Origin of the sequence: Lachnoclostridium sp. (genome assembly GCF_031997925.1) — a bacterium.
Lineage (GTDB): Bacteria > Bacillota > Clostridia > Lachnospirales > Lachnospiraceae > Lachnoclostridium.
In genome coordinates, this window is record NZ_DAMADT010000004.1 from 142,264 (window position 1) to 166,357 (window position 24,094).

14 protein-coding genes are annotated in these 24,094 nt (G+C 37.1%); 8 read left to right on the forward strand and 6 right to left on the reverse strand.

Going from position 1 to position 24,094, the window contains the following annotated elements:
- The first annotated feature begins 357 nt into the window (after positions 1 to 357).
- From RTP52_RS04785 to RTP52_RS04820, 8 genes are all read left to right on the forward strand, one after another.
- Positions 358 to 1,836, forward strand: a complete 1,479-nt coding sequence (locus RTP52_RS04785; protein ID WP_312369551.1) for an Lsa family ABC-F type ribosomal protection protein — start codon at positions 358 to 360, stop codon at positions 1,834 to 1,836.
- Positions 1,837 to 2,516: 680 nt separating this feature from the next.
- On the forward strand, positions 2,517 to 4,742 hold the full coding sequence (locus RTP52_RS04790; protein WP_312369552.1) for a glycoside hydrolase family 3 protein: 2,226 nt from the start codon (positions 2,517 to 2,519) through the stop codon (positions 4,740 to 4,742).
- Positions 4,743 to 4,888: 146 nt separating this feature from the next.
- Complete coding sequence (locus tag RTP52_RS04795) at positions 4,889 to 5,683, forward strand: MerR family transcriptional regulator (protein WP_312369553.1); 795 nt, start codon at positions 4,889 to 4,891, stop codon at positions 5,681 to 5,683.
- 74 nt (positions 5,684 to 5,757) lie between these two features.
- On the forward strand, positions 5,758 to 6,240 hold the full coding sequence (locus tag RTP52_RS04800; protein WP_312369554.1) for a flavodoxin family protein: 483 nt from the start codon (positions 5,758 to 5,760) through the stop codon (positions 6,238 to 6,240).
- Entirely contained in the window at positions 6,237 to 6,881 is a 645-nt protein-coding gene (locus RTP52_RS04805) for a flavodoxin family protein (RefSeq protein WP_312369555.1), read from the forward strand. The genes RTP52_RS04800 and RTP52_RS04805 overlap by 4 nt, the downstream gene beginning before the upstream one ends.
- A gap of 80 nt (positions 6,882 to 6,961) precedes the next feature.
- The gene (locus RTP52_RS04810) at positions 6,962 to 8,218 is read left to right on the forward strand and encodes a MerR family transcriptional regulator (RefSeq protein WP_312369556.1); all 1,257 of its coding nucleotides are present in this window, start codon (positions 6,962 to 6,964) and stop codon (positions 8,216 to 8,218) included.
- A 268-nt stretch (positions 8,219 to 8,486) separates the two neighbouring features.
- Positions 8,487 to 14,606, forward strand: a complete 6,120-nt coding sequence (locus RTP52_RS04815) for a glucoamylase family protein (protein WP_312369557.1) — start codon at positions 8,487 to 8,489, stop codon at positions 14,604 to 14,606.
- Between the two features lie 20 nt (positions 14,607 to 14,626).
- Positions 14,627 to 17,059, forward strand: a complete 2,433-nt coding sequence (locus RTP52_RS04820; RefSeq protein WP_312369558.1) for a GH36-type glycosyl hydrolase domain-containing protein — start codon at positions 14,627 to 14,629, stop codon at positions 17,057 to 17,059.
- Positions 17,060 to 17,277: 218 nt separating this feature from the next.
- Here the strand turns inward: RTP52_RS04820 and RTP52_RS04825 are convergent, their stop codons facing one another.
- The 6 genes from RTP52_RS04825 to RTP52_RS04850 form a co-directional block, all read right to left on the reverse strand.
- Positions 17,278 to 17,841, reverse strand: a complete 564-nt coding sequence (locus RTP52_RS04825; RefSeq protein ID WP_312105386.1) for a DUF6512 family protein — start codon at positions 17,839 to 17,841, stop codon at positions 17,278 to 17,280.
- Between the two features lie 193 nt (positions 17,842 to 18,034).
- Positions 18,035 to 19,030 carry an SPL family radical SAM protein gene (locus RTP52_RS04830; RefSeq protein WP_312369560.1) on the reverse strand — a complete coding sequence of 332 codons (996 nt, stop codon included), beginning with the start codon at positions 19,028 to 19,030 and terminating at the stop codon, positions 18,035 to 18,037.
- A gap of 101 nt (positions 19,031 to 19,131) precedes the next feature.
- Positions 19,132 to 19,920: a sirohydrochlorin cobaltochelatase gene (locus RTP52_RS04835; RefSeq protein WP_312105381.1), complete on the reverse strand. Its 789-nt coding sequence runs from the start codon at positions 19,918 to 19,920 to the stop codon at positions 19,132 to 19,134.
- A 267-nt stretch (positions 19,921 to 20,187) separates the two neighbouring features.
- Positions 20,188 to 21,222, reverse strand: a complete 1,035-nt coding sequence (locus RTP52_RS04840; protein ID WP_312105378.1) for a YeiH family protein — start codon at positions 21,220 to 21,222, stop codon at positions 20,188 to 20,190.
- 117 nt (positions 21,223 to 21,339) lie between these two features.
- Entirely contained in the window at positions 21,340 to 22,293 is a 954-nt protein-coding gene (locus RTP52_RS04845) for a (4Fe-4S)-binding protein (RefSeq protein ID WP_312105375.1), read from the reverse strand.
- 32 nt (positions 22,294 to 22,325) lie between these two features.
- Positions 22,326 to 23,945 (reverse strand): FAD-dependent oxidoreductase, encoded by a 1,620-nt coding sequence (locus tag RTP52_RS04850; RefSeq protein WP_312369562.1) that lies wholly within the window; start codon positions 23,943 to 23,945, stop codon positions 22,326 to 22,328.
- Between the last annotated feature and the right edge of the window lie 149 nt (positions 23,946 to 24,094).

Here is a 24,094-nt window from a genome sequence, read left to right on the forward strand (position 1 = left end):
TTAAAGTACATTTAATACAAAGTTAAACAGGTTCATTCTGTTTGTTTTTGTTGTACTAATGCAAGAAAGTTATTCTTTTTTCTCTTACTATATACACTTATGTTATGCTATCATGATTAGTTTAACTACGTATATCTATGAGCTGTAAGAATATTTAATTCTTGCGGCTCTTATTTTTTTATAAAAAATCAAACAAGGAGGGAAATAATATTATGATAAATAAAGATACTTCGCTAACACATGATAATCTCCATATAGAGTCGGATACTGCAGACGACACTTATATGGAGGAATAACAAGGTCGCCTATTGTTCCGACTTTGTTATTTATAATATTAAATACTGAGGAGGACAAAATATGTCATTAATAAATGTTACGAACCTAACCTTTGCTTATGAAGGTAGCTATCAAAATATTTTTGAAAATGTAAGTTTTCAAATAGATACCGATTGGAAATTAGGCTTTACTGGAAGAAACGGAAGAGGAAAAACTACTTTTTTAAATCTTTTGCTTGGGAAATACGAATATGCTGGAAACATTTCAGCTAATGTAACTTTTGAATATTTTCCCTATGAGGTGCAGAATCAAAGCAATTACACCATAGATGTCATAAGGGAGATTAGCCCAAATTTAATGGATTGGGAAATAGTAAAAGAATTATCTTTGTTAGATATGGACTACGATACTTTATATAGACAGTTTAACACACTATCGAAAGGAGAGCAGACCAAAGCATTGTTGGCTGCTATGTTTTTAAAGGAGAATTCCTTCTTGCTAATTGATGAGCCTACCAATCATTTGGATGCTGAAGATAGGCAAAAACTAAGTAATTACTTGAAAAAAAAGAGAGGATTTATTCTGATTTCACATGATAGGTCTTTTTTGGATAATTGTATTGACCATATCTTGTCTATTAATAAAACTAATATTGAAATACAAAAAGGAAATTTTTCTTCATGGTGGAGAAACAAAGAATTACAAGATGGTTTTGAGCTAGCAGAAAACGAAAAATTGAAAAAGGATATTAACAGACTTGCAAGCTCTTCTAAACGGACATCTACATGGTCAGATAGTGTTGAAAGCAGCAAGTTTGGAACTACCAATTCTGGGAGCAAATTAGATAAAGGATATGTTGGGCATAAAGCTGCAAAAATGATGAAGCGTGCTAAAAATATAGAAGCTAGACAACAAAACATGATGGAAGAAAAATCGAAGCTCCTTAAAAATATTGAATCGAATGAAAGTTTAGAAATAGTACCGCTTACTTTCCATGATAAAAAACTTGTAGAACTTACAGATGTTGCAATTAAATATGAGGATAGAATTGTTTGTGAAGGAATAAGCTTCACTATAGAGCAAGGTGAAAAAATTGCGATTCAAGGAAAGAATGGCAGCGGAAAATCAAGTATATTGAAATTAATTTATGGAGAAGGCATCCCCCATAGTGGGACTGTAAGAATGAATAATAAGTTAATCATTTCATATGTCTCACAAGATACTTCAGATTTATATGGTAACTTATCTGAGTATGCAGATAAACAATGTATTGACGAGAGTTTATTTAAATCGATGCTTATAAAACTTGATTTTTCAAGAGAACAGTTTGAAAAGAATATCGAGGACTTTAGTGGAGGACAGAAGAAAAAGGTATTGCTTGCTAAAAGCTTGAGTGAACGGGCACATTTGTATATTTGGGATGAACCATTGAACTTTATCGATGTCATTTCTCGTATGCAGATTGAGAAATTGCTAATGGAACATGAACCTACAATTTTATTTGTAGAGCATGATAGAGCATTTTGTGAAAATGTTGCAACAAAAACAATAAAATTGTAAAGGTAGAAAAGAAAAAGCATTACCACCTGTGCTTTCAATCATAAGCAAAACCGAGAAGGCTCAAAGCAAGTATGACAAAGAAACGGTTCAATACAAGCGATTCAACCCTATCATAAGTGCAATGTATATTTCCAAGGATTTTATAGAGAACGAAATCTCGAATCGAACACAGTAAAACGTGCTTAAATCAGTGATAAAAGCCCTCGAGTATAGGTATAATACCCGGGGGCTTTTGTATCAAGAAGTATTATTAATTGTGTTACAATCAATTCTTATAAAATCAACTAAACGATATCCAAGAGTTCGGAAAAGCTAAAATAAGCCCAAGCATAAATGTCAATACTCTTAAGAAATATGATTGTATTATCAAATGGTCAAAAACAGAATAAACAAGATTGATGGACTAACCGATTGTGGAAGTTCGGGGCTTCATCCGGATAAAGTAGATTTCTAAGATTATGTGATATCTATCACTGTTAAGAAAATTATCACTTAAACTATTGAATAAGTGAATAGAAGAACAAGAATAGAGTGCATTTCTTGAACAAGGAATTGCACTCTATTCTTGTCAATATGATACAACTAAACCACATTTTGCATATTCATAAAAGAGTGTGTTATAATTGTTTCTAATATAAAGGAGGAGTACCAATGGCTAATAAAAATATAAGGAGGATTCTATGAAAAAATATGCAGTTATAGAAAAAGATAATTATAGATATGTGAAAAGTCAAGGAGGAATAGAGATTGCCTATTCTAAGGAATCAGGGATATCAATACTAGAAGTTGATGGGTTTGCATTTAAAGATTTAAATAAAAATGGAGTTCTCGATCCTTATGAAGATTGGCGTTTACCAATAGAAGAGAGAATTGATGATTTATCAAGTAAAATGAGTAAAGAAGAAATAGCAGGGTTAATGTTATATAGTGGGCATCAAGCAGTATCAACTAAAGATAGCATATTTGCTAAAATGTTTGGTGGAACTTATGATGGAAAATCACTAGAGGAGAGTGGAAAAGATATAAGTGATTTAACAGATCAACAAAAAAGTTTTTTAAAAGAAGATTATTTACGTCATATTCTTTTAACTATTGTAGATGATGCTAAGACGGCTGCAACGTGGAATAACAATGTTCAAGCCTTTGTAGAGGGATTAGGACTTGGAATCCCTGCAAATAATAGCTCAGATCCACGTCATACACCAAGTGCTAATACAGAGTTTAATGCAGGAGCCGGTGGAGATATTTCTAAATGGCCAGAACCGCTAGGTTTAGCTGCTACCTTTGATCCTGAGTTAGTAAGACGATTTGGTCAAGTTGCATCGAAAGAATATAGGGCATTAGGAATTACAACTGCACTATCACCACAAGTTGATATTGCAACAGAACCTAGATGGATGCGTTTTAATGGTACATTTGGAGAAGATTCCATATTATCTAGAGATATGGCAGAGGCATATTGTGACGGGTTTCAAACAACGGAAGAAAAAAACGGATGGGGCAGGGGCAGTGTAAATGCTATGGTTAAGCATTGGCCAGGTGGAGGAAGTGGAGAAGCTGGGCGTGATGCACATTATGGTTATGGAAAATATGCTGTTTATCCTGGGAATAATTTTGATGAACATTTAGTACCATTTACGGATGGTGCCTTTAAATTAAAAAATGGAACGAAGGAAGCATCAGCAGTAATGCCTTATTATACTATTTCTTATGATCAAGACCACAAATATAATGAAAATGTAGGAAATTCATATAACAAGCTTATCATTACAGATTTACTACGTAATAAATATAACTATGATGGTGTTGTATGTACCGATTGGATGATTACAAAAGATGCACCTACTATTGATTCGTTTTTAGTTGGTAAATGCTGGGGAGTAGAAACGATGGGGGAAGCGAAACGCCATTATAAAATATTGATGGCAGGAGTTGATCAGTTTGGTGGAAACAATGATATGCAACCAATCTTAGATGCTTATGATATGGGTGTGAAAGAGCATGGTGAAGAATTTATGCGGAATAGATTCGAAACATCTGCAAAAAGATTACTTAGAAATATTTTTAGAACAGGTTTGTTTGAAAATCCATATGTAGATCCGAAAGAGTCTGAGAATATAGTTGGTAATGAAGATTTTATGCAAGAAGGTTACAATGCACAAATTAAATCAATCGTTATGCTTAAGAATAAAAATAATATACTACCAATCAATCGTAATAAAAAAGTTTATATTCCAAAGCGTAGATTAAAGGAAGGCGTGGATTGGTTTGGAAATGTAATACCAGCAAGTGAAGTTTTCCCAGTAGAAAAGAAGATTGTTGAAAAATATTATACAGTAGTTGAAAAACCAGAAGATGCAGATTTTGCAATGGTGTTTATTGAATCACCGGATAGTGTTGGGTATAAAAAAGAAGAGGGATATATACCAGTAACGCTTCAATATAGACCTTACACAGCAGAGTATGCGAGAGAAGAGAGCATTGCTAGTGATATAGGAGAAAGTAGAAGTTATAAAAATAAATCAAACACAGCTACGAATGAACAGGATTTAGATATTATTTTAGAGACAAAAACTGCAATGAATAATAAACCAGTGATTGTATCTATGAATTGTAAAAACCCTACAGTAGTCGGGGAATTTGAAAATGTAGTTGATTCAATTCTACTTAACTTTAATGTTCAAACACAAGCAATTTTAGACATTATGAGTGGAACGAAAGAGCCGAGTGGATTACTTCCATTCCAAATGCCAAAAGATATGAAAACAGTGGAAGAGCAAAAGGAAGATTTAGCTCATGATATGGAATGTTATATTGATGAAGAAGGTCATAAATATGATTTTGCTTATGGCATGAACTTTAACGGGATTATTATAGATGAACGTGTAAAAACATATAAAAAATAAGCTGTGTATAAAGTAAATTGTAAATCGATTACAGACAATGTAGGAGTATATCCTCAAAGTGAAGATTGTGCAATTGAAATAGGTAAATTTATTTTAGAAATCTCAAAATAAAAAGAAAAAGGGAGGTAGGCGCAAGATTGTGTGAAGTGCTTAAAAAATATCGTACGGGTGAACTGTTAAGCTATCTAGGGGTGACAAGAGATACATTACGTTTTTATGAGGAGAAAGGATTATTAAGTCCCAAAAAGAATAGTGAAAACAACTATAGAAGCTATGATATTTTTGATATATATAACATAATGATTATAGATTTCTATAAAAAGCGGGGTATGTCAATTCACCAGATTCAAGACTTACTAAAGAAAAGTGATGTGCAGGATATAGAATACCTACTTGAGAACAAGAAAAAAGAGCTTGAAAAAGTGATATATGATGGGCAGTGCATGATGAAAAGGATTGAACAGGCGCAATTATTTAATAGAGATTTGAGCAGTAGCTTAAATGAATTTACTATTAAGCCGTTACCCTTGTACAGAGTAAATGGAGAGGTGTCGGATTTTATTGCGGTTGAAGAATATGAAAATGTAATAGATATTATGAATTCCAATAATAATGATATGCTGTCACAAATTATACGCTACATTACCTTCAATAAAAACAGTGTTACTGGAACAAAAATGTTAATAGTTGATGCTACTAAAGTTAAAAATGAAAATGATATTTTCCTGGAATATCCTAAGTGCCTATATACAGTTACGGAAGAAATACAACAGCAAAATGAGCAGGAAGATTTAATGGAAAGAATGCACAGACTATCATCTGAATATGCAAATACACATGGTCTGAGGCTATTAGGAGAAGCTTTCGCTATGATACGTCTTATTACATATAAGGAAAATAAGGCTAAATCTTACATAGAAATTTTTATTCCTTTTGAATAATTGACATATTGACATGGGTGTTACCCCCTACTTTATACTTGAATCAGATTCAAATTTAAGGAGGAAAGTAGGATATGAAAACCGTAGTAATTAAGGAATGTACAGATATTTCAATTGCAAATACCTATACCTTTGACCTGTCAAGAATAGAGGTTACCCACTGTGTCGGTTGCTGGACTTGCTGGTGGAAAACCCCTGGAAAATGCGTGTTTAATGACTTAAACGAATTTTATCATGAATATATAACAGCAGATAAAGCTATTTATTTAGCGAAAGTAACAAAGGGATTTATCTCAGGCAATCTAAAAAGCCTTTTGGATCGCATGATACCTCTCTACCTTCCATATACGACCTATAAAACGGGCGAGTCCATGCATGTAAAAAGGTATGAAAAATACCCTGATATAGAATTTTACTATGATGGGCAATTTCAAACTGACGATGGCCTAGAAATTTTCGAAAGATACATCAATCGTGTGTTTTACCAATTTTATTCAAAAAACATCATAGTTAAGCCTATTGAAGATTTTGTTGGAGTTGGAGGTTATAAGAAATGAAAACAATTATTATAAACGGATCACCAAAAGGAAATGCACGAAACAGTAATACAAGAATTATAAGTGAAGAATTTGTGCGGGGCATGAAAACGCCCTGTGATATAAAATGTATTGCAAATTCTGATTTAGAAGAACTGGCACATCATATAGAGAAGTATGATACAGTAATTATCATTCTACCTCTTTACATTCATGCTATGCCTGGAATCATGATGAATTTTATTGAACATTTAAAACCGGCATCCATACAAGGGAAATACCTTGGGTTTATTATACAGGCAGGTTTTGTAGAAACAGCACAGGAAAAGTATGTAGAACGCTATTTTGCATCTTTAGCAAAACAGCTTAATTATATTTATTTGGGCACTGTTTCCAAGGGAGAAGCCGCTGGAATATATATGTTCCCCAAAATGTTTAAAAAGGTGTTAAAGAAAATAAATGATTTAGGCAAGATTTATGAAGAAACTCATGCTTTTGATCAAAATATAATTGAAGATTTAGGGAAACCATATGAGTTATCAAAGATCCAAACGTTTCTATTTCAGTTATTATGTGATTTAGGACTTAATAATGTGGGGTGGCACAAAATGCTAAGGCAGAATCATGCATTTGATAAACGGCTTGATAGACCATTTTTATAGGATAAGGCATTTCATAGTTACAAACCTTATTGCAACTATAATTTTTTAGGATTATAATTCAGTCAGGGGGGTGGACAATATTGGAAAATCTTACGATAGGACAAATGGCAAAGCTAAACCATATCTCGGAACAGACACTTAGGTTATATGATAAAATCGGTCTATTATCTCCATGCCGCCGTGATGAATCCAATGGTTATCGATACTATGATATCAGACAAAGTGCTCAGTTAGACATGATACAATACATGAAATCGCTTGGTATGAATTTGAAAGAAATTAAAAAGCAGCTAGATTGTAGTGACATGCCAAGCATCAAGGATATTTTAAGCCAACGAAAGAATCAGATGGATCATCAGATTAAGGAACTTGAGTATCAAAAACGAGCAATTGATCGTACTGTAGAAAGCCTCGAAAGGTATGAATGTTCTCCATCAGATGGATCAATTGTATTGGAATACATACCCAAAAGACAAATTTACTATATTGATTCAGGGATTAATTTCTATGATTATGGAATTGCTACCTACGAGAAAATACTTCGAGAACTTAAGGAAAGTGTCTATCCTCATTTTGAGAAATGTGTGAAGCGCGGTATTAATGTTGTAACTACTTGTGAAGAAGCAATTTATCCATGGACGACATCCTCTGCCATCACAAATAAGCTTGATAAACTTGCAAAGGAACATAACTGCACAATCGTAGGTGCAGGAATGCAGGATATTTATTGGATCAATATGATTGGATGTGTAGCAGGCGGTGTACATAGGATTGACAGAATAGAAGGTGCTGTAAGTTATAATGTAGAGGATTATGGATTAGCTTTAGCACAAGCTCATGGGGCAGGCCTAACCCCAGAAGAGTTTGAAGCACAGATTGCTCATCCTGAAACATTGGAACCAAGTTATGTATGGAATTCCAATGAAGCTCTATGCTCGAAGATGGGCTGGACGATCAAATCTCAGACACAAAAATGTGTTCCTTATTTTTATGAGACGGATCTGTATTCCGAGACTCTTGGCCGCGTAATCCCTAAGGGTAATTGTATTGGAATGAGTGCAGTTGTAACCACAGAAACTTTCCAAGGTCCTATCCTTGAGACCCAGTGTATTGGTAAAGTATATGGCCCTGATGACGGTGATATGTGTGATTGGAAGATTATCGGAGAGCCAGATACTACATTCTTTGTAAAAAAACCAGCCACCGTGGAGCATACATGTGCAAACATAGTTAATAGGATTCCCACAATCCTTAATGCGCCTGCTGGCTTTGTAACAGTTGAAAAGTTAAGTGAACTTCAATATCTTTCCTATCCAATGCAACTTTATGTAAAATAAGTATATAGGTAAAAGACATAGTTTCCCACCAAAGGGGAGCTATGTCTTTTTTAGAAAGGGTATTACCACTACGTGGCGTCTTTTCTATTTAGGTTACTAAAAGAATTCGAATAAAAGAATGATATGATTAATCTGACAAAAATTTAATAAAAAACATAAAAAATGCAACAATATAATAATGTGCTATTTTTTTTTGGAAAACAGATAAACTATCTGTGAGATGATGCCATCATGCATGAAAGATTTCTTAAATAAGGAGGGGCTGTAATTGCTGATCTTGTTGGATGGAATTAATTTTTATATAAATTCACCGTTTCTGCTAGTTATATTTTTGATCCTGATTGCATTGATCTGTTTTGTTCTATTAATGCTGTATTATCGGTATAACCATTTTGGTAAGAAAGTGCATTTCAAAATCTATTCACAGGGAGAAGGAGATAAACCGGATTCGAGGGAATGGGAGAAACAGATGCTTGATCTGGCAGAGAGCCACAATCAGGTTAGGCTGATTGGATATAGCTATGTTCTTAATGACTATAATCAAGCCGCCTATAAAAAACTGAATAAAATCAGGGACAGTATCTCTACCCTACCCTCCGATATCATTTCGCTAATTCCAGCAGCACGCTGGCTCTTTGATAATTTCCAAATGATGTACCGGGAAATTAAAAAAGTACGTACCTCGGGAACGAGCTATGCCGTATTACCGATCCTAAAGGTAAAGGAATACCGTAATTTCCCACGTATCTATGTTGTGGCTAAGAAGATGGTGGCCCTATCCGGCGGACACTTAAGTGAAGAAAATATTTCTGTAATGTTAAACGCTTATCAGCAAAAGATACCGCTTACGGACAGGGAAATCTGGGTTCTGCCGGAAATGCTGGGATTTTGCCTTCTTGAAGAAATCATTGTAATTGCGGATGAGATTCTTCATATCATTGATGTAAAGTCGAAGGCTGATAAATTCCTCCGAGAAAAGCAGGAAAGTAATCAGGGGCTAACAGATATATCGACACTGCTTTGCGAAATAGAAGATAACCTGAAGATTAACTACTCGTTCCATGCCCATGTATTATACCTGCTGAAAAATATGTCCTTTCATGAGGCTTCTGTTCAAAAATACTTGGAATATCATTTTGCTTCCGTAGGAAGACAAGTGAAAACCTCCGAAATATTCCTGAAGGAAGGAAAGATAGAATCATTTCTTGAGACAAATATCCGTACTTTAATTGTCAGCCTGAGGGATATCAATGAAGTGGATGAGGAAAAATTCTTTGAGGAATATTCCTCCCTGGAGCAGATTTTGTCACAAGATCCGGATGGAGTCTATTCAAAGATGGATTTGGAAGCCAGGGGAATGTACCGAGGTATTATCGTTAAATTATCGCACCGTTATAAGCTGGTGGAAGAAAAGATAGCGAAAGATTGCCTGGAACTGGCAGTTCAAGGAAGGGATGACCTGTATTGCTCTCATCATGTGGGAGCCTATCTTTTGGGCAAGGGTTATCCGATTCTGAAAGCAAAGATATTAGGAAAACCGATCCCCCAAATCCTTAAGAAAAAAAAGAATGTGAAGGGCTTCATTTATTTCCTTTCCCTGTTTCTTATTATTCTGGGACTGAGTTCTTGCCTGCTCTATGCGTTCCGAATTTTTGGCGGCATGCAGGATACCAGCCGACATGTAATTACCCTTCTGGTGGTAATGCCGCTCTTAATGGGTATTTCCATAGAGATTACAAATTTTATATTTACCAGAAGGATTATGGTTAAGAAGATTCCATCCCTGAACTATCTGAAGGAAATACCGGAGGAAGCAAGAACCTTTGTTGTCATGCCGGTTATCGTCTCCTCGAAGGAACAGGGGCTGGTATACATGGACCGTCTTCAAAAGAATTATTTGGCCAACCGACAGCCGAACCTTTACTATGCATTGCTTCTTGATTTTGAGGATTCCTCGGACCAGTACATGCAAAAGGACGAGGTGATAGAGAGTGCTCTAACTGCACGTATGAAGGAACTAAATGACCTCTATCCGTCGGAGCACCAGCAATTTTCTCTATTCTTTCGCTACCGCAAATGGAATGAAGCTGAGAATTGTTATATGGGATGGGAGCGCAAGAGAGGAAAGCTGGAAGAGTTTAATAACCTTTTAAATGGGACTGTAAAGGAGAATACCACCTTTTCCTCTATTTATTGTGACGAAGAGCTTCTTACCACCTTCCGATATGTGATTACACTGGATGCGGATACGAATCTGATTCGTGACAATGCAGCAAAATTGGTTGGACTGATTGATCATCCTTTAAATAAACCAGTTCTGGATCACGAAGGTGGGAAGGTGAAGGAGGGCTATGTCATCATTCAGCCCTCAGTAAGAAATCATATCGTAAATAAGAATGGTAGCAGGTTTACGAAAATCTTCGGAGGAGAATCGGGTCTTGACCATTACGGAACCGTAATATCAGATATCTACCAAGATATTTTTAACGAAGGTATCTATACCGGGAAGGGGATCTATGATATTAAAGCCTTCCACAAGGTACTTCATAATAAGGTACCGGAAAATCGGATTCTTAGTCATGACCTTTTTGAGAGCTGCTATGCACGAACGGCTTTTTCTAGTGCAGCCAAAATCATGGATAATTTTCCGAACAGCGTTTTATCCTTTACCAAAAGGGAACATCGATGGCTGCGCGGGGACTGGCAGCTGCTACCCTGGTTATTTTTGAAGAAGACTCCGGATGGGAGAAGTCTAAGCCCATTGTCAAAATGGAAAATCTTTGACAATCTGAGACGAAGCTTGGTTCCTCTGAGTAAGACGCTGTTTATTTTGCTGAATCTTGCATGGATGCCAGGAGCATATTACCTTTGGATACCTCTCGTTTTCTTTAATGATATATTTAACCTGATTATTTTATTAATTGCAGTGATAACCCAGAAGCTGATTCGTCCGAAGCTTGCCCTTGTTTATAAAGGCTTCTTAAAGGAAATTGCTACGATGTTTGAAAGAACATTCCTAGAGTTTACAATCACTCCCTACCGTGCTTATATCGTATCGGATGCAATTATTAGAACCCTATATCGAATCTTTATCAGCAAAAGAAATCTGCTTCGCTGGAACACGGCGGAAGCAGTGGATGCTTCCATTACGAATACCAGAAAAGGATATTTTCTTACCATGTGGAGCTCTCTACTCCCGGCGTTTGTTCTTGTGGTAATTGTATTTATGGGATATTTAAGTCCAGCAGGGATCATTCTGACAGCAATCATACTCGCTGACTGGAGTTTTGCCTATGAGATAGCATACCGAATCAGTCAGCCGAAAAAGAATTTTCATCTGAGGGATAAAGTTCAGGATAATGAGATGCTTCTTAATACTGCGCGCAGAACCTGGCAGTTTTTTAAGGATCTTTCTACGAAGGAAAACAACTGGCTTTGTCCGGATAATTACCAGATTGAGGTGGTTGAAAAAGTCAGCGAAAAAACATCACCAACCAATGTTGGACTTCAGTTTCTGGCAATTCTGTCAGCCAGGGATTTTGGGTTTGAAACTCTGAGCTCTATGGTTGCATATGTGGAAAACCTGATGATAACGGTTCAGAAAATGCAAAAATGGAAGGGACATCTCTATAATTGGTATGATATTAAAACCTTGGAGGTGCTTAATCCAGCCTATATATCAACCGTAGACAGCGGTAATTTTTTGGGACATCTGGTTGCCTTAAAAAACGGCCTTCTGGAGCAAATCGACAAACCGGTTTATCTGGACAATTTTCTATCTGAACTTAGGATAGCGATAAAGAACAGTAATGAGGAAATTCAGCTAAGAACAGGCAATTCTACCGAAAATGGGCTTAGAGCCGAGTATCAAAAGATAGGTGAACTAATAGAAGATATTGCGGATATCTGGGAAAACTTACACGAGATGGAGCTTAAACCATCTACAGATTATTGCTATACCAGGCTGTTGATGGACAAGATTGATAGTATTGTAAATGAAGTAGCGGCTTTAAAGCTAAAAGAAGAGAGCTTTTCTTCTTATCCTACGCTTCGCTACGTTGCAGCAAAGGACAATAAATTTGCGAATAGTATGATTAACCGGATCAGAGAACTCAGTAATAAAATAGACTGCATTTTAAAAAATGTTGATTTACGTTTTTTATTTGACGAAAAGAGAATGCTGTTCCATATCGGATATCATGTATCGTCGCACATGCTAGATGACGGTTGTTATGACCTGATGGCGTCGGAATCTGCACTTACAAGCCTTCTTGCAATCGCGATGGGAGAAGTTCCGTTAAAACATTGGTATAAATTAGGAAGACCGCTGACCATTGTTGGCGGCATTCCGTGCTTCGTTTCTTGGAGCGGTACGATGTTTGAATATCTGATGCCGAATCTTGTATTTAAGGAGTATGAAGGCTCTGTCTATGCACAGGCCTCCAGGGCAGCGGTACTCCAGCACATGAAGTATGCAAAGGAAGCGGAGATACCTTGGGGTATATCAGAATCCCAATATTATCGTTTTGACTTAAACTCAAATTACCAGTACAAAGCCTTCGGTGTTCCCAAAATAAGACTTCAGCCAGTCCGTAGAAATTCCCTGGTGGTTGCTCCCTATGCAACGATGTTAGCACTTGATATCGCAGAAGAGGAATGCATGAAGAATCTTACGCGGCTAAAGGAATTAGGAGTTTTCGGTGACTACGGTTTCTATGAATCTATTGATTTTAACGTACCGAATTCTGTGGATCTGACACCTTATTGCATTGTAAAATCCTATATGGCGCATCATCAGGGGATGAATCTGGCTGCGATTAATAATTATCTGAATGAGGGTATCCTCCGGGAGAGATTTCATGCGGAGATGATGATTAAGGCAACAGAAGTCTTGCTAGAGGAAAAACGCCAGTCCCATTTAATTTCCATTGCAAAGCGGGGTTATACAATAAAAATCGGTAAGCCCCTCTTTAAAGAAGTTATTTACAGTAATCGATATGTTAGTAATACAGGGATGAATCCGCCGGTTGTAAATTATCTTTCTAACGGGAAGTATTCACTAATGATAACTTCGGATGGGGACGGCTTTAGTAAATATGAGGACCGAATGCTTTACCGCTTCCGGTCGGATATCTATGCAAATACAGGAAATTATATCTATATAAAGGATATGAAGCAGGGTAAGATTTGGAGTACTACCTATCATCCTACAAGATCGGAGCCAGAGGAATATCAGGTGGTATTCTGTCCGGACAAGGCAGAATTTAAACGCAGGGATGGGGATGTCTCAACACACATGATTGTTAGCTTGGATGCGGATCATAATTTTGAGGTACGCAAGGTTACATTAACCAATCACGGAAATGAGAAAAAGCAGCTGGAAGTGACCAGTTATCTGGAGGTGGTGGATGATACCCATCTGGCAGAGTTAAGCCATCCTGCGTTTAATAAGCTCTTTCTGGAAAGTGAGTATCTGCAAGAACAGGAAATCTTTCTTACAAAAAGACGGCGGAAGAAGGACGATGATAATCCTTATCTGATGCATGTGGTAAGAACAGGATCGAAGCTATGCAAAAAAATAGAATTCGAGAATGATAGAAAACGCTTTATCGGAAGAAATAATACCCTGGAGAATCCAGATTCTGTAGTTAACAGTATTACCTTTTTCAATAATTCGGGCTTTTGTAATGATCCGATTATGAGCCTGCGTGCACAGGTTTGCATAGAGCCAGGTGAAACAGCCTGTATTTCGTTCATTACCGGAGTGTGCGGCAGTAAGGAGGAAGCAATAAAAATTGCTGGGGAATTGAATGTATGTTACCGGATTGATGATATCTTAGAGAAGTTCCGGCTTCAGACGAATCTGGAGTTAAAGTATCTTGAGATTACGAACCTTCAGCTGAACGCATTTCAAGATCTGATCAGCCCGATTTTCTATATCTCAGGTAATTACAGAGGCCCGCATGAAAACATTAGACGGAATTTTAAGAATCAGAGCTTCTTATGGAAATTCGGCGTGTCCGGTGATAATCCTATCATGCTTTTAATGGTTCGGTCCATTGAAGTGGAAAGAATTGTAAAGGATGTATTAAAGGCCTACGAATACCTGAGAATCAACCGAGTTCCCGTGGATTTGATTATCCTGATTGATTCCAAACATGGTTATCTGCAGGAGGTAGATGATTTAATCAACGATATGACAAGCTCTCTTAGGCTTTATGATTCAGGAAGCGAGAAACCAAGCTTCTTTACGCTGCATACGTATGAGATGATACCAGCAGAGATTGATTTGCTGTATACGGTAGCACAGGTCGTATTTTCGGAAAAGACAGGTATTTATTTTAATAATATGAAAGAAAATCAGTACGAGTTACTTGAGGAATATTAGGCTTTAAGGAGGAAGAAGCTTTGAACACAGCATATGCGCCAACAACAGAGGAGAAAGAAAAAGAAAATTATGAATTTTTTAACGGCTTTGGGGGATTTGCCTGTGATGGTAGAGAGTATGAAATTCTGCTGGAGGGAAATACCAGACCACCGGCACCCTGGATTAATGTTGTCTCAAATGAGAGTTTTGGCTTCCAGATATCGGAGTCGGGTGCCGGCTTTACCTGGAGTATCAACAGCAGAGAGAATAAGCTTACGCCTTGGTCCAACGACCCCGTAAGTGACAGAGCCTCCGAGGCAATCTATATTCTGGATGAAATAACCGGTGATGTAATGACGCCGATGTCCCTAGGAAGATCTGACAGGGGTATTTACCGAGTAAGGCACGGTTTTGGATACAGCAGGTTCCTTCATGAGGAAGCACTCGTTAATCAGGAATTGACGGTTTTTACTCCTTTGGATGAGTCACTTAAGCTATGGAATCTTAAGCTGACAAACAATTCGGATAAAGTAAAATATTTGAGTCTTACCTATTATGTGGAATGGGTTCTGGGCACCCAGAGGGAGCAAACCAATCCCTATATTCTAACCTCCTACGACAATGAGCATGAATATTTATATGCAAAGAACATTTATACACTGAACTTTCAAAACAGCTATTCCTACCTGTTTTCCAGTGAGATGATCACTAGGTTTACAGGCGATAGGCAGGAGTTTCTGGGGCAAAAGGGTAGCATACTGGAACCGCGGGGAGCGGAAGTCAAGCTATCCTGTAATACGGGTGTATGCTATGATCCCTGCGGAGCAATTCAGGTATCCGTAGCAATACAGCCGGGTGAAAGTAAGACTGTGTTGTTCGGGCTTGGGCAGAGTGGTAACCTTAATGAAATATACAAAATCAGATACAAGTACAGAGATGTCGCTGCCTCAGAAAAGGAGCTCGCCAGGGTGAAAGCCTACTGGGACGGGTTATTGGGGAACGTTCAGGTGAAGACAAAGGACAGGGCAATCGATATCCTGGTGAACGGATGGCTACTCTATCAGACGGTATCCTGCCGTATTAATGCAAGGACAGGCTTTTATCAGTGCGGAGGAGCGTATGGATACCGGGACCAGCTTCAGGATACCCTTTCACTTCTCTTTGCAGACTCAAGTATTCTACGCAGGCAAATTCTAATTGCTTGCAGCCGGCAGTTTGAGGAAGGTGATGTCCAGCATTGGTGGCATCCTCCGATGGGGATCGGGGTAAGAACGAGAATAACCGATGATTTACTGTGGCTGCCTTATTGTACCGCTGCTTATATTCAAAGTACCGGAGATACTGCAATTTTAAAGGAGCTAGTTCCTTATATCAAAGGTCCGGTACTTGATGAGGATCAGCATGATGTAATGTTTACCCCTGAAATATCCGAGCGCTCAGAAAGTGTCTATGAGCATTGTAAAAAAACCATCGACCGGACCTTCTTCGGTGAGCATGGACTTCCTCTCATGGGGGGAGGTGACTGGAATGACGGTATGAATGAGGTAGGGATAAAGGGAAAGGGAGAGAGTGTTTGGTTAGCCTGGTTCTTTTATACCGTATTGGGTGACTTCATTCCTTTGTGCTATCAGGAAGATGATGCAGCTTATGGTCAGGAACTGGAGCAGAAAAGAGAAAACCTGCTTCAAAGTATCGAAGAACACGCCTGGGATGGAGAGTGGTATCTACGAGCCTTTTATGACGACGGCTCGAAACTTGGTTCCAAGGAAAATGATGAGTGCAGGATAGATTCCATCAGCCAGTCCTGGAGCGTGATATCAAAAGGAGCAAAAAAAGAACGGGCGAAAACAGCCATGCAGTCAGCATGGCGTTATCTTGTAATGGAAGAGGAAGCCCTTTCCTTACTCTTGGCACCTCCATTTAATAAAACAAGTAAAAATCCTGGTTATATAAAAAATTATATCCCTGGAATTCGGGAAAATGGAGGCCAGTATACTCACGCGGCGGCTTGGCTGGCCATCGCTACATCGATGTTACACGACTATAACATGGCTAGGACTCTGTTTACCATGCTTAATCCGATTCACATTACTCAAAATAGGAAGGACGCGCTCAAGTATGAGAAGGAACCTTATGTAATGACAGCAGATATTTCTCTCAGTCCGCCCTATACTGGAAGAGGCGGTTGGAGTTGGTATACCGGTTCCGCAGGCTGGATGTATCAAGGGCTAGTAAGTTGGTTTTTGGGCTTTCGAAAAGAGGGGAATGAGCTGGTCATTGATCCAGCGACACCGGCAAGTTTCGGAGATTTTTCCATTGAGTATAAGTATGGGAGTTCTCTCTATGAAATTAGTGTTGAGAGCAGAAGCAAGGGAATGTTGACAACGGAAACAATCACTTTGGATGACAGGTTAATTAAAGGGAACAGAGTTCTGCTGGTGGATGACGGAGAAACGCATCGGATTATCGTATAGTTTATATAAAAGTAATGTATTACCATGCTACTTTGCATAGTTACTTTTTTTGCATAATAAATACAATAGAATAAGAACAGATGGCCATATGGGTAAACATTTTTTTAATATTAACCAAGCCTTCCTTCCGCATATACTATGAAAATACAAGGCACTCTACGTTTAACTTCGTAAAGTGCCTTGTTACGATTTATGGATTTCAATATAAAAGGGATCTTTTAGATTCCATATTTCCCAGTCACCGAATCTTTGAATACGGGAATATGAGGTGGAGCAAAGGTGAAGACAGTGAATGTGACAACCAACAGAATTAGTATTCCAACAGAAATATACAAGCAATACGGGCTGAATCTCGCATATTTGTACACATGAAGCGCCAAGCCTTGAGCTACAGCAATACCAAGAAACAGTGAAAATATATCAAGTATAAGTGATTCAATGCCCAATGCCCCTGTGTAGGTGTAGTAAAAGCACAGAACTACCAATGGACATATCAATTCCGCTATTGTACACGAAGTAAACCATTGACTAGCAGAAATGTTATTTTTTTTACCAAGGAGAATATACCCTACAATCCACCAGATAAGCATAGGCCATAAGGTTAATTTTAAATGCTCCCATATGCTTTCATTGACTGGTGCGAAAATTCCTACAATTAATGAGTTGCCTGACCATTCATAAATATAGTGCATAAAGAAACCAGCGATGAAGAGTATAGGAATGCCTAAAAGAATCCAGTGCTGATCGGAATTTTTTGAAGTTGTGAATGAAGATTTGGACACCTCTAACCACATCCTTTCTAAGTTTACTAAAGTATATGTAAAAATGGCTTGACACTATGATGTTAAATATAAGAATAGAAAGGCAGCTGATCCTGGGATTGGGAATAAGCTGCCTGTTAATCTTTTACCGACTGAGTTGTATGAATGTTGGTTGATATTTTTAAGATGTCCGTGTAAAATACCAATTACTAATTTATACAACGTACATGATTTTGTTCTTGGGGAAATGCTTTGTAATTTCAAATCTTAAAAATTCTTCTCCTGTCTCTCTTGTAATAGAATTGTAGCAATATTTTCCACGCCCTCTCCCTGTCATTATATTTTTATCGTATAAGTCAATAGCATTTGGGAAGGCTTCCGTGTTAATCATTCTATGAACATAACTGTATGTCATAAAAATTACTTCAAAAGACACCTCATTCTTAACCTTTTGAGACAGAGTATCAGCCAAGATATGAAATAATTCTTTATATAAATATTCCCAATTTTCCAATAAAATCACAGGAGCTACTAATATTCCAATTTTGTACCCAGCTTCTTTTAAGCTATTTAATGCTTTTACTCTGTTTACCAGAGAAGATGTACCGAATTCAACTTTCTTTATAATTTCCTGGGGATTGACACTCATTCTGATGATTGTCCTGCCTTTGTGTTCGAGATTTAATAAGGAATCCACCATATCAAATTTAGTTGGAAGTGTTATATATCCTCGTTCATTTTTTCCAAAATTCTCTATTGTCCATTCAAGGTTACCGGTAATCGTATTTTCAAGAACCAAGTCACTATTACTACCTATTTCAAACGTCAAATCCGTGCTACTCTGATTTGACGATTTAATCAGTTTGCCTAGCATCTGTTCCCTATTTACGAAAAGTCGCAGATAGGAACATTTATTGTAATTACACACTAAATAGCAGTAAAGACACATAGCACTACATCCTGAAGATGTATAGGGTACTAAAAAATCAGAGGTTTTTGAATTGGATACATATTTGTGAGTTTTTCTAATTCCAATCACAAGATTCTGCTTCATTCTGGCAAACTCACAGTTCGGATTACTTCTTAGCTCGGGAATATTGTTATGATTTTCAATTTTTACCCATTCAGCTGATTTGTATTTTTCATAAAGACTTTTGCCAAGCGTATAATTTAAGGATTCTTCTTCGTAGTAAACAATATTTGGAATCATTGACCCACCTCCTATTCTTAGTTAGTGTGTCATTTTTACTTGTATATTATTTGCTCACTATTGCAAAAGTACATATTTGTCAATGATATCGAAAAACTAGGTCAACGGTGGCAAGTAATAAGTGCTTGTAGTTGCTCTATAAAAAGTTGTTGTATTAAAGGTTCATTTCCAAGGCCTGATAGAACACAGTCTACTTTAAAATCAGCTGTAGTTAAAACAGAATATAAAGATTCTTGATGCTTGCCGGCCATGTCGTGAAAGACGTGATAACCTGCAAGCATTAATAATGGAACTAAACGTATGTATTTTATACCTCTTTCATGTAATGTGGTAATAAAGTCTTCTATATCGGAAAGAAAGTCAAGCGTTAACACAAAATAATTTATGTGATGATTATAATGGAAATATGCTTCAAGTTCATTGTAATAAGTACTGGATGAGTGGGAACTACCATGCCCGAAGAATACAATAACCTCATCATTATGGTGAATTGGATATAGGGTTGCAAGTGACGAGGTAATGGATTCATAGCATTCCTTCGTAGCCAGTAATGGTGTACAAATGTGGATCTCATGAAATAAATGTTGATAATCAGCTAGAGTTTGTTGCATTTTAAGAAAGCTATGACCAGGTAGAAGAAATGTTGGTAGGATATAAAGCGTAGTTATTTTATTATTATGTAGCTGCTCTAATACCTTAAAGAGAAAAGGAAAAACCGTAGAATCCTTATCCTGAGCATGGCTGATGATTGCCGGATATACAGCGTAATCATGAAAGGCTAATTCTAATTGTTTTTGCAGTGTCATGTCAAAGTTATTATCAGTACTGAAAGAACTTGAACCATAACTTACAATTAAAATTGCTTTCTTTGGTTGATCTAAGTGATTCATAGTAGTAGGGCTCCTTTATTCTTAAATAAAATGAAATTTGATTCATAAACTACAAAACAAATATTTTTATCCGCTTTGACTGTAATAAACATATTATTATAACCTTAGAGAAGATGTCCCCCGCTTTCTTAGGGAAGCGAAAGCGAGGGAACATCTTTGTCTCAGTGTGTTCAAGTACCCACTGAGATAGTAGCAGAGTTACTGTAAGGTTACAAGAAAGTAATGAAGTGATCCGAGTATCCGCTTTAACTCTAATATGTGAATAAATTAACCAATAAATCCTGCAAATAAATGAATGAATATCATAGAGGAGGTAGCAACAGCTAACCAAGTGCATCCACCGAGAATAATTGGCTTAAGACCCTTTGTTAATAATTCTTTGAATTTAATCTTAAATCCTACACCTGCTAATGCTATCGTAATAAATAATTTATAACCGGTTTTTAAGTATTTGTCTAGTCCTTTAACTAAATCGAATAAACCAACTGTGTTTAAAACTGCCATGATTAAAAAGCCAAGGATAAACCAAGGGAATACTTTAAGTACAGTTTTTGAAATACTTGTTTGCTCTGCATTTGCCGTGTTATTCTTAGATTGCTGACGAATTGTGATTACAGTAAAGATAACTGCTAATGCAATGAGCATCGTAGTACGAGTAAGTTTAACTGTAATTGCAAGGTTTAAGTCTAAACCGTTTATTGCATTATATGTAGCTTCAGATGCTGCAACACTTGAGGTATCATTGATTGCGGTTCCTGCAAGGAAGCCAAATTGATTCGGAGTTAAATTAAGTGCACCTGCTAAGTATGGGTATAATAGAGCTGCAAAAATATCAAAAAGAAAGATAGCTGTCATTGCGTAAGCAATCTCAGTTTCCTTTGCTTTAATAATGGAAGCGAGAGTAGCGATAGCTGTGCCACCACAGATACAAGTTCCACCGCCAACTAAAGTACAAGTATTCCATGATTGCTTTAATCGCTTACCAACTACATATGCTACTGTAAAGGATAAACAGATATTTATAATAATTAATGGGAGTGCTTTCGCGCCAAATCCTAAGATTTGAGTAAAATTAAGTGTTCCACCTGCAAGGATGATACCTAAGTTAAGGCACTTTTTACCTGCAAAGGTTGTACCTTTTTTAAAGTCTTTGTCTATGTTTGGTAAGATGTTGACTAGAAGAATACCGATAAATAGGCCAATCATTGGTGCGCCTATAATATTTTGAAGTTTACCAAGGTAAGTTGCTATGATCGCGATAACTACACAAGTCCCAATTGCTAAGTATGATTTTTTGTTCATGATTTGTGATGTCCCTTCTGTAATGTGAATTATTTAACAATAAAGCCCGAAATAATAACCGAATAGAGTGAACCCTATCGGTTATTATAAGTGTGCCCAGTGGGCACACTCCCTATATTAACAAGTTGCTCCACCCACTAAGTGAAGTTTAGCATCTAATATTTCTTGTTTACGGTCTAGTAAATCATTTGTGTATAACTGAGCTTGAACATTTTCAAAACCGATACGAGCGATAGTATCAGATAAACGTTCTCCGGTTTTTCCTTGTTCTCTATAAAGAAGAATTGTTTTTTCAATCATATCTAAAGCTTCCTCTTTGCTAGTGAATACACGATCAAGAGAAATTCCGTGTGCTACTTTTTTACCCCATCTACCACCAATGTAAATCTTATATCCATTTACACCATCTTCGATACAATCAAAGTGGCATTTAGCGACACAACGGCCACAGTTGTTACATACATCTTTATCAAGAGAAAGAACATCATCTTCTAAAGTTGCAGCAGACATAGGACAGGATTCTACAACAGAACATTTTTTACAGCTATTACAGCTATCTTCATCGTAGTTAGGAATTAATTGACCGATAATGCCTAAGTCGTTTAAGTCTGGTTTTACGCAGTTATTAGGGCAGCCGCCTACAGCAATTTTAAATTTGTGAGGCAATTTTACACTAGCATAACCATTGTAGAAACGTTCGTGAATTTCTTCTGAAAGTGCAAATGTATCAATAAGACCATATTGGCAAGTGGTTCCTTTACAAGATACAACCGGACGTACTTTAGAACCGGTACCACCAGTAACAAGTCCTTCTTTAGCAATATATTCACGGAACTTCTCAATGTTATCGTAATGAACACCTTGGCATTCAATTGTTAATCTTGTTGTTAAAGTAACGATACCATTTCCATAAAGTTCAGTTGCTTCAGACAAGCATTTGTTTTGGGCTGTAGTAATTTTACCATTGACAGTAATAATTCTTGCTGAAAAGTTATCAGTTCCTTTGTTTCTAAGAAATCCAAGAGCCTTTACTCTTTTTTCATCTTCTGCAGTTACTTTTAATTGTGTCATGTTTTCCCTCCGTAAAATTAGTTGACTTTTATCTAAATTGAATTAAATATAGATCCACCTTCAAGAACTAGTGTATTGGTATATCCGAAATGTTTCAGACGATTTTGTAATAAATAGGCTCTTTTACCTTTGGAGCAGACAAGTAATAGCTTATCATCCAACGAATAGTCTGCGACTTTACCGGTAACCTTTGTTAAATCCAAATGAGGAGCTCCTGTTATGGATGGGTTAAGAGAGGCATCAATTAATTTGTAGCCTTCCGCTTTACCTGTCCTATAATCTGTTGGAGTGATACTGCCAAATGCACCACTTATTTTATTTAAAAGAATATTTATCGTATGAGATAATGGGTGAATAGCTGTAGAGAATGGAGGAGCGTATGCTAAATCCATGTCCTCAATATCTTCTAAAGTTGCCTTCATTGTAAGAGCTGTAACTGCGATATCAATCATTTTATCAACACTGCCTTTACCTAATACTTGAAGACCTAATAATTTCTTTGTTTCTCTATCAGCAATCATTTTTACTATAAAATAAGATGCCTGTGGATAGTAGTGTGCTTTATCATCCACAACAGTGATAACACTAACAGCATCATAACCAGCTTCGATTGCCGCTTTTTCAGTTAAACCGGTTCTTCCTACATTTAGTTCAGGTAATTTGCAAATACCGGTACCAAGTACACCACGATAGGATATGTTACCACCAGCTATATTTTTAGCGACAATACGTCCTTCAATATTAGCGGATGAACCCATAGGGGACCAAGCACTTTCTTTCGTTAATACATTGGTTACGCAAGCACAGTCTCCAACTGCGTAGATATCAAGATCGTTTGTCATAAGATATTCATTTACCTTGATTGTCTGATTTTTCATTAATTCTAAACCAGTGTCTTTGACAAAGGATGTGTTAGCACGAATACCCATTGCAAGAATTACTGCATCACATTTGATCGCACGTTTTTCGGTTTGAACTTTCTCAACCTTCTCCTCACCAAGAATAGCTTCTAATCTGGTATTCGTCATTGCCATAATACCATGATTAGCCAAATGATTTTCAACATACTCTGCAATTTCAGGGTCAAATCCAGGTAGAATATGTTCTGCCATATCTAGTACAGTTACACGTACACCTTGGAGGCTTAAGTTTTCAGCAACTTCAAGGCCAATAAAACCACCACCTACAACTACTGCGCGTTTGATCTTTCCTACTTCCACCGCTTCGCGAAGACCAATGGCATCTTCAGGAGTTCTCATGTAATATACGCCATCTAAGTTAACACCCTCGATCGGTGGTTTGATTGGGCTGGCACCGGAAGCTATCACTAACTTGTCATACGAATATGTAGAAATTTCGTTCGTCGTTAAGTTTTTTGCTTCAACAGATTTTTGATCTCTGTTTATATTAATAACTTCAGTCTCAGTCAATACGGTAGCACCAGTTAATGCTGAAAAGCTAGCGGGTGTGTTGACTATTAATTGCTCGCGTTGTTCGATAACGTTACCCACATAGTAAGGTAATCCACAACCAGCGTAAGAAATATCTTTGCTTTTGGTTAGAATCGTTACGTCATAATCGCGGTTCTCACGTTTTAATTTTGCTGCAACTTTAGTACCTGCGGCAACGCCGCCAATAATTAAAATCTTCACAGTTTCTCTCCTTTGTTTATTTTTTAACATATTCATAATATATCACTTGTTTTACCATAAGGAAAGTGATAAAATCTTATTAAAGTCATAGGTAAAACCTATGGTAGAATGAAAATTCAAGTTTCTAATGGAACTAAATATAACGAATG

Coding starts and splice junctions, on each gene's coding strand:
- RTP52_RS04785 (WP_312369551.1), top strand. CDS start 358: ATGTCATTAATAAATGTTACGAACCTAACCTTTGCTTATGAAGGTAGC.
- RTP52_RS04790 (WP_312369552.1), top strand. CDS start 2,517: ATGAAAAAATATGCAGTTATAGAAAAAGATAATTATAGATATGTGAAA.
- RTP52_RS04800 (WP_312369554.1), top strand. CDS start 5,758: ATGAAAACCGTAGTAATTAAGGAATGTACAGATATTTCAATTGCAAAT.
- RTP52_RS04805 (WP_312369555.1), top strand. CDS start 6,237: ATGAAAACAATTATTATAAACGGATCACCAAAAGGAAATGCACGAAAC.
- RTP52_RS04830 (WP_312369560.1), bottom strand. CDS start 19,030: ATGATTCCAAATATTGTTTACTACGAAGAAGAATCCTTAAATTATACG.
- RTP52_RS04835 (WP_312105381.1), bottom strand. CDS start 19,920: ATGAATCACTTAGATCAACCAAAGAAAGCAATTTTAATTGTAAGTTAT.
- RTP52_RS04840 (WP_312105378.1), bottom strand. CDS start 21,222: ATGAACAAAAAATCATACTTAGCAATTGGGACTTGTGTAGTTATCGCG.
- RTP52_RS04845 (WP_312105375.1), bottom strand. CDS start 22,293: ATGACACAATTAAAAGTAACTGCAGAAGATGAAAAAAGAGTAAAGGCT.